The sequence below is a fragment of the Saprospiraceae bacterium genome (genome assembly GCA_016709995.1).
Lineage (GTDB): Bacteria > Bacteroidota > Bacteroidia > Chitinophagales > Saprospiraceae > JADJLQ01.
This window is the reverse complement of sequence record JADJLQ010000002.1, coordinates 630,775-643,319: the sequence shown is the minus strand read 5'-3', so window position 1 is coordinate 643,319 and position 12,545 is coordinate 630,775. Positions and strand designations below refer to the sequence as shown.

Sequence of the window (12,545 nt, the reverse complement as noted above, 5' to 3'; positions counted from 1 at the left end):
CACCAATGAGACTAATGCTATATTCGTAACTACAAAAAGCAGACTATCCATTCAGTTAAATTTTCTATGTCAGTGCAGTTATTATTTAAAAATATTGGACCTTATTTGATGGCTGCAGTCATCTTGATTATCGTAAACATTCTGTTTCTTTCATCAGGTCTCAGCGAACAGGAATTAAAGCAAGGAGACATGATTGGCAATATCGGTATGGCACATGAGGCAAAAGCTTATTATGAAAAGACAGGCAAACCAACCTACTGGACAAATTCAATGTTTGGAGGAATGCCCACGTATCAAATGTATGATCCCTACCGAAAAAAGGGAATATTTGAATACATTTTAAAAATATTCAGCTTAAATATAAATGGGAGCCTGAGATATTTCATGGTGCTCTCGCTGGCTTCTTTTATCGGTCTTTGTTTTTTTGGAATTGGCCCATGGCTTGCTTTGATCGGTGCTTTTGCGATTGGATATGCCACCAACCATGTCGGGTTGGTTGGTGCCGGACATCTCACCAAAGTGGCGGCCCTGGGATTTGTGCCTATGATTCTGGCTGGCTGTTACCTGATTTTTAATTCCAGTTGGAAACTTGGTAGTATCGTTTTTACAATCGGCGTGGCAGGTAGTATTCGCATGAATCACATTCAAATGACTTATCACGCAGGGCTGATTCTCCTATTTTATGTATTGGCTGAAGTTGTCCGATATGTCAAAGCCAGGCGGCACCATGAATTGATTACACCCCTGATAGCCTTATTGATGGGAACGGTGATGTCCTTTTTTATTAATTATCATGAATTAGTGGGGCTGAATTCATTTTCAAAGGATACGATGCGTGGTGGTGCTATTTTGACTCATTCTGCAGCCAATCCATCCCAACCTATCTCTGCCAGTAGTAAAACGGGACTTGGTTGGGGATACGCTATGAAATGGAGTGAAGGTTATCTCGATTTACTTTCCTTTTTTGTTCCCGGTGCCGTTGGAGGATCATCCAGGGAAGAGTGGCCTCTTTCTTCCGAGATTGCTAAGGCAATTTCAAAGAGCAATCCCAATCCAAATGCTAAAATTATACTCCCTATGTACTGGGGTAAATTGCCATTTACTGATAGTCCGGATTATGTAGGAATCTTGATTGTGTTGACATTTATCATTGGATTGGTACTAATGCAAGGAAACTTAAAATGGTTTGCCTTGTTCAGCGTACTCTTCCTTATTGCGCAATCGCTGGGCTCCAATTTTCTGATATTAAATAAAATTTTGTTTACTTATTTTCCTTATTATGATAAGTTCCGCACACCCAACTCAATTCTGAATGTGGCTTCAACTGTTATTCCCATTTTTTCTATGTATGGACTTTATCTTTTCATAAGAAAGGATTGGAACCGTGCATCATTGTACCAATTGTTTAAAAAAACAGCATTTCCGTTGATTGGATTCCTGATCCTTTTATACTTTATTGGTTCTGTCCTTTTGGATATGGAATCGGTTTCCGACGATGTTGTATGGAAAAATGGAAGCAATCGTTTATATGATTTGCTGATAAAAACCAGGAAAGATTATTTTAAATCAGATACCCTTCGTACTCTCGGTATATTGATATCAGGGGTAGTTTTATTATACTATTTTGGTCTCAAAAAAATAAAACACCGTGATTTTATCATTGTATTTGGGCTGTTAATTGCTTTAGATCTTTGGACCATCGCGAAGAGATATGTTAATTCCGGTGACTATAATAAAAGCATAGAATCTAATCATTTCCAGCCCAGGCCGGCGGATGAGGAAATACTTAAAGACCAAGATCTCTCTTATCGAGTACTGGACCTAAGCATTAATACTTTTGAATCCTCTTTCGCATCTTATTTTCATAAATGTATTGGCGGGTCAAGTGCTACTAAATTGCGACGCTACCAGGATATGATAGATTTATATTTCAGTAAAAATCATACCTCCACATTAAACATGATGAATACTAAGTATATAATTGAAAAAAGCGGGAAAGTCAGAGCCAATCCAGGGGCCATGGGGAATGCTTGGTTTATTAACAAAGTAGTATCAGTTGCTTCACCCAACGAAGAAATTGAATCACTGCAAGATGCCGATCTATCGAATACAGCATTTTTCCTGCAAGATGAATTTAAGGGTATTCATCTGGATACAAGTTATCGTAAAAATGGAAGTATCTTATTAAAAAGTTATAACCCTAATCAATTGATTTATCAATCTTTGACCGATACCAATCAAGTTGCAGTTTTTTCTGAAATTTGGTATGGTCCCAATAAAGGTTGGCAAGCTTATATTGACGGCAAGCCAATAGATCATTTCAGATTGAATTATATTTTAAGAGGAATTGAAATTCCGGCAGGAAATCACACGATAGAATTTAAATTTGATCCGAAGGATATTGAATCGAATAAATCCATATCCTATTGGTTTGGAAATATTTTTGGGCTCATCGTGATTTTAGGGATGGCAATGGGTATAAAATACCTTTTTTCACATTCATTAAATGACACGTTGGCACTATACCCCACTCAAACCAAGAGTAAGGCTGAATAAAATGCTTCAAGAAAATGAACAGGTCAGCATATTCTGGATTTGTATGATTACAGCGTGCTACAATCATAATGAGAATCTTTAAAAAACCATAGAAAGCATTCAGGAGGCCCATGGACTCAGAATAAGTCAATATTCAATTCAGCAAAAATATCACCTCATCTCAAAATTGTACAATAAACTCATATTCAACATTTTAAGTAAGTGAAACTTTGAGATCGTGGTTTTCAATTTTGATCGCTGTTGAATGGACTTGTGGTGATATAGTCTTATTCATAAAAATAGCCCTGACAGTTGTCAAGGCTATTATGTTTTGATCTGAAAGCAAGCTTTTTCCTATAGCATCAGCGAGTTTGAGTCATCTGTAATTAATCCAGCAAAACCATTTTCTTCGTCGCTTTGAATGCCTTGCTTTCAAATGAATAATACAGTACGCCACTGGCCTTGATCTCCCTTCGTTCGATCCAGACTTCCTGGTAACCCTTTGCCCATTCTTTTTCAATCGATTTGATGGTACGGCCGGTGATATCTGTCACTTTGAAGGTTCCTCTGCCCAGCTCGGCAAGGTTAAAGCCAATCACGGTCCGCTGGTCGAATGGATTGGGGTAGTTTTGGTATAGCTCGGATTGTGCGGTAACCTCTTGTCCATGCTGACCAATGAACCGGATCGATACATTACCCAACTCTCCTTTACCTTCGTAAGACTCTGCTATCGTATGTTGTGAACCAATCCTCAGCACTTCACTCAGTCTGCCATCCTGTTGGGCTGTAAAGTTCATCGTAAAGAGTACAGCCTGGTTGTCCAGGTCCTGACTCTGATTGCTATTCCAGCTCATCGTAATCATGCCTTCATGTTCCCATCGGCGACCAATATTGTTTTCAGTGAAGTTAATTGACGATTGACGATTTAAATTGTCTATTGTCAATTGTTTATTGCCTATTGACATAGTTCCCTGGAAACCTGATATTCCTTTAAAATTGGGTGAAGTGAATGATACTTCTACCCGCTCCCCGGCTTTGAAGGTGCGATCTTTTACCTCCAAAATCAATCCTGAACCACTGCCTCTTACTTCTGTATTCATCAGGCTGTGAGGTGCTGCCGTGGCATTGACATCCCCGATTTTGATACCAACAAAATCTTTGACCATAGCTCCTTGTGCAACTATGATTTGCTCTTCGTTTGGTGCGGACCAGGGGTTGAGGATATCATCAAACCGATAAGACATGGGTACAAACTTCCAACTGGTATTGTTAGGTAGTTTGTCGTATAGACCCAGGATTAATTTTCGAAGTTCGATGAGGTCGATGGCACTTACATTCTGATCATTGTCTGCATCAGCAGCGATGATCTTGTACGGTGAAGTGAATCGCTCCGTACCAAGTATATGTTTTTGAATCAATACCAGGTCGAGGGTCGATACGCCATTCATCGGATTGTCATCCCGCATGGCGGAGATACTATAGCTGCCGGATGTAGGAATAGCATTAAACTGATAGCTGCCATCGATGCTGCTCTTCCAAGCAGGTATGCCGGATGGCGTAGCAGATTTAATTTGCACGGTCGCAGATTCTACTCCTTGCTGATCTTCTGTAAGTAGTTTGCCACTGATGGATGCCAGTGAGGCTACCGTGTCCTTACATGCCCCTTCTGGTCGTCCATTGGCTGCATCGGCATTGTCCTGAAGTTTGATATAGGTCCTGCACAGATCCTGGTTGCCGGCTTTATCGGTCACCCAGATCTCTACTTCAAAGATTTGGTTTTGACCGTCACTGGTCATATCTGCACAAGTAAACTGCCGACTTGCTGTAGCGACATCCGCAGAGAAACTGTATTTCAAATCCGCAGCCGGTGTACAATTGTCACTGCTGTTGAGATTAAGGTCCTTGGCCCAGACGGTGACCTGGCCATTGCCCGGCATGATGACCGTGGCGATGCCATTGTAGCAATAGGGAGTTGGTTTTTTGCAATCTTTGATTTCAAATCTGAAGCTGGAAGTATCTGCGTTGCCACAATTGTCTATACCCACTACATGCACCACATGTCTGCCAGGAGCGCCTAATAAAAAGACGAAGTCTTTGACATACTGTGTACCACCCTGATCTATGCTGGTTGGGTCAAACAGTTTTCCATTGTACACCGCATCAGTTGCGTTCAAGTCGATGAAGTAACGGAATCTGATATCCGATGCGGCAGCACAATTGTCTGATGCGCTCAATGGTATGACTACACTCACCAAACAATCATCACTCAATACACATACCGTGGTATCCCTGGTAGTCACTACCGGCGGAGTCTCATCGATGACTTTGATGATCTGCACATAGGTCATATATCCGTCATTATTGTCTTTGATATTGCGGTACACACAAGACCGATTACTTGTATTTGCTCGAAGTCTGTCATCTACAATCACATCGGGATAGTGGTTATGTTGATTGGGGTCATAAATGCACCAATCAACCAAGGTCCAGGTACGTACTATTTTATAACATGCACCGTCCTCCACTGTAAATATTTCATCTGCGTAACGGACACCTACTTGCTCACACTCGTCGTCTGAGATGATCGGTGCTCCGGCTCCGGCAGTGCTGGTATCCGTCTTATTGAGGAAATCGCAGGTCACGACTTTATCTTCCGGGAAGATCACTTCAAAATCACGGCGATGCTTGACGATGATTTTCTGAATTGCTGTCACCGAATTACCGCACTTGTCCTTGATCGTCCAGGTGCGTTGGATCCAACCTTCGCTGCAGCCGTTGAGCGTGCCATTGTCTACGATCCTGAGGGTGGTATCTTCCAACCGACAGTTGTCTGTAATAGTAAACTCGTTGGATTTTAATACATGATCGAGTGGTCGTTTTTTATCTACTTTAACCAGGGTGGAGAAATAATCTTTAGGATTCACATGTCCTGCATGGTCAAACGAATCCAGGTACAGCCATGACCTGCAATAAATCGGAGCCCAGCCTTTGTTAAATTCACAGGCATCCGGATCATCATGTGCATCGGCATCAATATGTACACCTAAGAAGTCCGATCCTCCGTAATAGCCATGCCATACTCCTTTAGAATCTTTTAAATCCAGCGGCCATTTGGAAAAACGTTCGCTGTGTTCACAAGCGGGATGTCCGGCATATTCCGGTGCACCGTCACAATAGATCGTGATGTCTTGTAAATGATTGACTACAGGTGCTTGTTTGTCATCAACTAATACGGTCACCATACAATCATTGTATAATATTTTAGAATGTCTACGGTTATTCAATAAATTTAATTGCTCAATAGAATTGTTAATATCATCTATAAATACTTTGCCTTCACACTTAGCTGATGATGTGGGGTCAATCACTCTATAAGTAAGTGTCATTCCCACATCTTGAGTAGTTGCTATGCCGGGAACGTAACTGCCTTTTAAAAATTCGACAATATAATTATCAAAACAACGATACTGCTCTTCAATCAAGACCTGACCTGCCCCTAAAAATGCAAAGCCATCATTGTTCAATAAAACCGTGGATATTGCTTTGCAATTTAATGGAGGTGTACCAACGAGCACTTTTCCCTCGCATTTTTGCGATGTCCTGGGGTCTATTACCCTATAGACATACATTTGCCCAATATCCTGGGTACTTAATACAGCCGGTACGTAGCCTGATTTAAATAATTCAACAATATAATTATCAAAACAACCATAATTAGCATTCACCAAAACCTGACCTGCCCCTAAAATTGCAGAGCCATTATTTAAAATGATGGTGGTATTTTCTTTACAATAGATATAGTTGCTAGGCATATCAAATTCCTTAATGGTCACGGAAAATTCACAATTCGTAACCAAAGTATTGCCATCATTAATATTAAATCTATTGGTCGTAGTGCCTATTGGAAATTCATATCCGGAGGCCAATCCCGAAGTCTGAACAGCACTATATCCTGGTGGAAGTATAATTGAATATTTTACGATACGACCACATTCTCCCGGATTTAAATTAATGGTGGTATCACCCGGACAATACGTACCATGAGTATATATTGAATCCATTTGCTTACTTACAGCAGGAGATAAATCAAATTCCTTGATGGTCACTGAAAAGGTACAATTTGTAACCAGTGTATTGCCATCATATATATTAAACCCATTGGTTGTGGTGCCGATTGGGAATTGCGATCCGGAGGGCAATCCGGAGGTCTGGACAGCCGTATATCCCAGAGGAAGTGCTATTGAATATTTTACAATACGGTTACACTCACCGGGATTTAAATTAATACTGGTATCGCCCGGGCAATATGTACCTTGAGATTGTATAGAATCCATTGTTTGATTGATGGTGACCGCGCTGACATCAATGTTATGTCCATACCGACTACTTATGTATTTAGTTTTTTGAGTGTTGATCCAATCCTCTACTATCGATTTACAATCTAACGGCAATCTCCAGGATGCCAATTTGCTTCCTTTTGAATCAAAGAAATTATAATTGTGTGCGATCCTATAGAATATATTACTGTTATAACAATACCAGGCATGTTCTGACCAGGGGAAAATATGTGGATCGCGGAGCGGAATACGATCGGCTTCATATACTCGGAGCACTACCTGGTTACTACCGCATTCATCAAAATAAACTGTATCTCTAAAAATGTAACAATCTATCCAGTCATCAATCCAGGTTTGATACAATTCGTTATTTCTCCAGTATTCTTCTTTACCGCATTTCTCTTCTAATTTTGATGTCCAATATTTTGTCCAATAATCAATGCTGTCCATTTGGGCTGCAGCGAAATGTAATTTACTTGAACAGTTATCACGGCTTCCCTTGTCAAGATCTTTGGCCGCCACTGAAGCCCAGCATCCTGCCGGATCCACCGTCACCTGGGTATACTCTATGCAAACTGGTGTAGGTGGTGTAACATCTTCGACCTTTACAGCTATTGCGCCAAAACTCTCATTGTAACAAGCATCGACGAGCCGTACTATTATATTAAAAGAGCCAACGGGTAGCCAAATATGACTGGCTGGCAAATCTCCTTGCAAAATCCTTGGAATACCTTCTTCATTGATCGACAATGAATATGTTTGAACCACATCATTACAATCTTTATAATCAAGTTTGGGCAGATTAATATATTGGCCACAGTCATGCGGGCCGGATGCTACCATGCCCAAATTTTGATTGGTCGGTATCGGTGCTATTTTATCTTCAATCGATATGTACTGCACACAAGTCTTCTCGGCCTGGGTACACCAATCAAATATGAGCCATTCTCTTCTAATCTTGACACCAGTACCACAGATCGGAAGCGGTTTGTCGGTATAGCTTGCATTGATCTTACATACACCGGATGCAGCCAGATAGACACTTTGACCCTTTACATGAGGTACCACAGGAATAGATGTTAAAAATACCCGGTCTTTGCTGCCGTCCTTAAACTCCCAGGTAGCCTGCTGCAAACTCAATAAAAATTCCGGAGTGAGCTTATTCTTATCGATTGAAATAGGTATTTTCAATTCTTTGACACCACCTATTTGATGGAGAATAGTACAGGGGAACTCAAGAGCGTCCGGACATTGCACCTGCTCCAGGCTAGTCTTTTTAATATATATCCTGCTAGTACAAGTCAAGCTGTTTTGCCAGCGATCTGAACCCCAGATCGTTCGATCTACATAACCCAGGTAAGCTGAGTCGCATCCATAGTCTACCCATTTTTCACTCAAAATGCGTACTGTATCTCCACTGCAATTATCTATATTAGTAGCTACCAGTGGTAGATTGGCAAATTCAAAACAGCTGACAGTATCATTGGCACATCGGAGCGCTGGTGGTGCTTTGTCTTCAACCTTTAAATTACCCCAACAAGCATTCAAATGACCCGGTACATTTAATATCACTTTATAAGTCAGGGAATAGCCCAGGTAGGAGATATCAATACAATTACCCTGTAATTTTCTTCCGGATGCATCAAAGACCTGAATTTCATAATTTTCTTCAGGCAATGTAGGTCCAAGAAGCAGGTCAGCTGCGGTAATACATTTTTGACAATTGCCATCCAGGCTTACATTCAATTGGTCCTGGCAGACCGGATCTCTTAAGATAAAAAATGGTGCAGGGTCCTGATCATCTTCATCCAGGGTTCCATCATTATTTATTTCATTATCGACTGTCCCGGTCTCATCATCGGGAATGCCATTGGGACTGCTGTCAAGATCAGGAAGCGTATTGTGGAAAGTATCCTGAGCGGAATATATCTCGGCAATATTTTGTGTTGACGCTATAGCAATATCCATTCCCAACTGTATGGTGAAAGATACCACAACAGAGTCTCCGAACACCAGACCGGATCCAGGAAGCAATCCATTGGCTCGTGACAAAGTAAGGCAAGCAGTTCCATCATTATTATTCACCCAATTGGGCGAAATCACAGTAGATGCCGGGCTGGGCAAATAATCAATAATCTTAATACTATCAGAGGCTATAGCAAACTGATTATATATTGTGATTTTAAATGGAACGGTTCCTCCGGGGCTGGCAAAATAAGGTGTCGGAGCATCAATCTCCTTTTTCAAGGCCAGGTCAAGGAAACAAATCGGCATTTGCAGAACTTGTACACAGGTATCGCTGTTGCCGCAACAGTCATCAATGGAATACATCCGGGTAAGCGTAGTCATGCCATCAGGAGCTGTCATCGTTTCTGAAATCAGTCTGAACGAAGAGCTGTCAAGACAACAATTATCCAAAACAGTGCCCTGATCGGCCAACAAAGAATCGACATTTGCATATGCTACCGGGAAATCGATCAAACATTCAAATCGTAATGTATCCCGGCAGGTCAGGATAGGAGGGACCGTGTCATTGACTCTGATCATTTGGGTATCCCTGGTCATATTATTGCAAGCATCAGTAGCTGTCCATATTCTCAGGATGGTTTTTTTATTCTGACAAGTTGAATCAATAGAAACTTCCTCCGTAAAACTTACCAAGGCACTACCACAGTTGTCAGTGGCGAAGGGCGCAACATCTTGAAAAGGACAATGCAAACATCCCAAAGAACCAGCAACCGGTGGCACCTCATCTACACATACCACCGTAGTATCGGTCGGAAAAACTGTAAATACCGGCCCGATCGTGTCTTTGACTACGATCTTTTGAGTACAATAGCTGACATTGAGACAAGCGTCGGTAGCACTAAATACTCTATATACTGTCAACTGGTTGGTACAGACTGAATCTGCAGCAGGTATACTATCTTTGACCCAGGCTACAACTGGACCAACCATCATAAATCCTCTTATTTCTCCCCCTGGGAACGTAGATGAGTGAATATTTAGATAGGATTTCCCAGTCTGCAAAGCAGCTACTAAAGCGACAAACGCCGTTGCTGGTACCCCATTAGCGGTGACAAAAGATGCACTGTAACTGCTGGCCAAAGTCATATCAAATGTGATATCATATGTTCCGCTAGTGACTCCAGATGGAAAACCAGTAAAAGATGGCAGGGTTGTAGCTACCCCGGCATTGCCTGAAAATGCTATAGCTGTCGCTGCATGAATATGCGCTGCAGTAGTCGTACCTGTAAGATCACTAAAAGATATTTGTACCCGCATGGTATTGGCTATGGTATTCACTGTGACAATAGCCTTGCCAAAGCCCGGAGATGCATTTGCCGGGCTTTCATTTGGACCGGATAGACTGGCCTGCAGATCGAAGAAGTCATCTGCTCCTCACAATTATCTGTAGCCATCACCTGGGATGCATCAACTACCGGTACTTCGCTTCTACAGGCTACCATCGTATCATTAGGACAAATGATCATGGGAGCAATCGTATCTCTTACAGTAATTTTTGAATACAGACCGTGTCATTATTACATTGATCCATACCGAGGTATTTGCGATAAATCACTTTTTGATTGATACAAGTCGAGTCGGATATGGATACACTGTCTTTGAGGAAAGTAATGGTGACCTCTCCACCGCAGCTGTTAGATGCAGATACAGAAGTGATATCCGGAGCAGGTACCAGCAGTGCACAAGTGACCGTAGTATCATGAGGGCATACTATATCCAGGGTGGGCGCTGGTGCGGGATCTGTAAATAATCCATCTGACTCTGCCGTACTTTGTGTGGGGTCGAAATTGCAATTGCACCGCGTCTTTATCGTCTGTGCAGGCCCATCCTGATCATAGACTGGAAGCGTACTACTCCACATACCTCCGTTTACCTGATATTGAATAGTATTTCCTGGCGGACATGGGGTCCCGGGTGGAGCTGTTATACTGCCACCACTGGCATACAAGACCCCATACAGGTGCTATTGATGATGGTGACATTAGGGAGCTGGGGAGCAAGTCGCACAATTTCCTCCTGAAGGCGAGTTAACAGTTATGATCACCGCCGATCCATCATCCTCCCCAATATTGCCATTGCCGGGACTGGAGTCAGGATCCGGCACTCCAGTGGCAGTGACTTCTGCAAAATTCACATAACAAGTATATCCCCCGCGTCCTGTAATACTAATATTGAAACTCAATGTAACACTGTCATTAGGGGAATCATGAGGTTGCTCCATTTAATATTTGAAAAAGTACTTGTAATTGTCCTAGGCCCAGAAATCGAACCGGAAAAACCAAGCCCAACAGGCAGCATATCTGTCACCTCCACTCCCGTAGCAGGATCAGGGCCGGCATTGCGAACAACTATTGTATAGGTAATCATGGATCCTGAATCAGGAGTCAGCTTATTTACAGATTTGCTTAAGCTGAGATCGGCTGAGGCCAGTTTTAATTGCATTCGTAGCCCATACAATATTGCTCCGAGCAACAGTAAGGAAATCAAACCACTACTCCAACTTAATGTGGCAGCAGACTTGTATAATTTTTTGAATGAATGGTATGAAGCAGAATTGGCCAGTAGACTTTGTTATAAACAGACCAATCCAAAATCAAGTGAATGGTCAGGACTGAAATTGAGCCTAAAAATAAGAATTAAATAAGGGATTTAAGAGTTATATCACAAATTAATAAATAAATTAGTTTTAATTATTTAAATATATGATTGTCAATATTTTATATATATAAACTAAATTAGTTTTAAATAAAGTGAGACTCCATTTCCATCTGCTAATCCAATAAATTTACCTGAATCCTTGATTGATCATGTGGAATGCCTATTGTGTGAACACCACAAAGAACAAAGAAAGAATTAATCCTACCTTTGATTTGTCAGATTTAAGAGCCCCTTTATCTACCTATGATTGAAATTACAATCCCAGTATTGAAAAAACAAAACCTACTAAAAAAAAATGTGGTCGTGCTTCAATTACTTGCTAAAAAATTTTCACCCACCGGACTCCTGGAGCGTCGTGCTCGCGGACTTCCCGGTCTGCCCACACCCGACCGGAGAAAATCTAATTTTAATCCCCCAACCCCCCCGTTATCCGACTTGAAGAAAAGGGGGGCTGGCCTTGCAAACCCCTAGGCCCAGTCAAATGCTGCGATCGGAGGATACAGGATCTCGACCTGGCCACAGATCTGTCTCATCTGAAGGAAGCACTTGTCGCCTTATCTTCCGGGCAGGATATCGTCTATGCTACCCGCTTACATAAAAAATCCATAGTCAAAAATAGGAGCTTGAAAAGAACCATGACCTCCAGAGTTTTCAATTTTATACTTAGAAAATACCTTGGTGTACCAATTTCGGATGGTATGTGTGGATTTAAATTTTTAAAAAAAGAAGTGTATGAAAGGCTATGTGAAAACGGCGCTCGGAGTAAAGGTTGGTTTTTTAGTACAGAGTTATTAGTGATCGCAGCGTGGTTGAAGATGAAAATCTATGAGCTACCGGTCACCTGGACAGATTCGGCAGAAAGCCATGTAAGAATCATACCACTGGCCTGGCAATATCTCAAGGCAATGAGAAGATTAAAACAAAATAAACTGTTAGTTGCCAAACCTTAAATACCTTCACCCCCTGTTTAAGAAATCCGGTTCATGA

8 protein-coding genes are annotated in these 12,545 nt (G+C 41.6%); 3 read left to right on the top strand and 5 right to left on the bottom strand.

The window, feature by feature from the left end; genetic code table 11:
• The first annotated feature begins 108 nt into the window (after positions 1 to 108).
• Positions 109 to 2,556 (top strand): hypothetical protein, encoded by a 2,448-nt coding sequence (locus tag IPJ09_17090; protein ID MBK7373124.1) that lies wholly within the window; start codon positions 109 to 111, stop codon positions 2,554 to 2,556.
• Between the two features lie 365 nt (positions 2,557 to 2,921).
• Here the strand turns inward: IPJ09_17090 and IPJ09_17085 are convergent, their stop codons facing one another.
• From IPJ09_17085 to IPJ09_17065, 5 genes are read right to left on the bottom strand one after another with little or no spacing between them, the layout of a single operon-like run.
• Positions 2,922 to 10,178: a CHRD domain-containing protein gene (locus IPJ09_17085; GenBank protein MBK7373123.1), complete on the bottom strand. Its 7,257-nt coding sequence runs from the start codon at positions 10,176 to 10,178 to the stop codon at positions 2,922 to 2,924.
• Positions 10,175 to 10,366, bottom strand: a complete 192-nt coding sequence (locus IPJ09_17080; GenBank protein ID MBK7373122.1) for a hypothetical protein — start codon at positions 10,364 to 10,366, stop codon at positions 10,175 to 10,177. The genes IPJ09_17085 and IPJ09_17080 overlap by 4 nt, the downstream gene beginning before the upstream one ends.
• Before the next feature lie 17 nt (positions 10,367 to 10,383).
• Positions 10,384 to 10,848: a hypothetical protein gene (locus IPJ09_17075; GenBank protein ID MBK7373121.1), complete on the bottom strand. Its 465-nt coding sequence runs from the start codon at positions 10,846 to 10,848 to the stop codon at positions 10,384 to 10,386.
• 33 nt (positions 10,849 to 10,881) lie between these two features.
• Complete coding sequence (locus tag IPJ09_17070) at positions 10,882 to 11,121, bottom strand: hypothetical protein (GenBank protein MBK7373120.1); 240 nt, start codon at positions 11,119 to 11,121, stop codon at positions 10,882 to 10,884.
• Positions 11,079 to 11,342, bottom strand: a complete 264-nt coding sequence (locus tag IPJ09_17065; protein ID MBK7373119.1) for a DUF11 domain-containing protein — start codon at positions 11,340 to 11,342, stop codon at positions 11,079 to 11,081. Before IPJ09_17065 ends, IPJ09_17070 begins: the two co-directional genes overlap by 43 nt.
• On the opposite strand from IPJ09_17065, the gene IPJ09_17060 reads away from it, so the two are divergent.
• Both IPJ09_17060 and IPJ09_17055 read left to right on the top strand, forming a co-directional pair.
• Positions 11,266 to 11,544: a hypothetical protein gene (locus IPJ09_17060; GenBank protein MBK7373118.1), complete on the top strand. Its 279-nt coding sequence runs from the start codon at positions 11,266 to 11,268 to the stop codon at positions 11,542 to 11,544. The genes IPJ09_17065 and IPJ09_17060 overlap by 77 nt on opposite strands.
• A gap of 637 nt (positions 11,545 to 12,181) precedes the next feature.
• Positions 12,182 to 12,508: a hypothetical protein gene (locus tag IPJ09_17055; GenBank protein MBK7373117.1), complete on the top strand. Its 327-nt coding sequence runs from the start codon at positions 12,182 to 12,184 to the stop codon at positions 12,506 to 12,508.
• Positions 12,509 to 12,545: the final 37 nt, after the last annotated feature.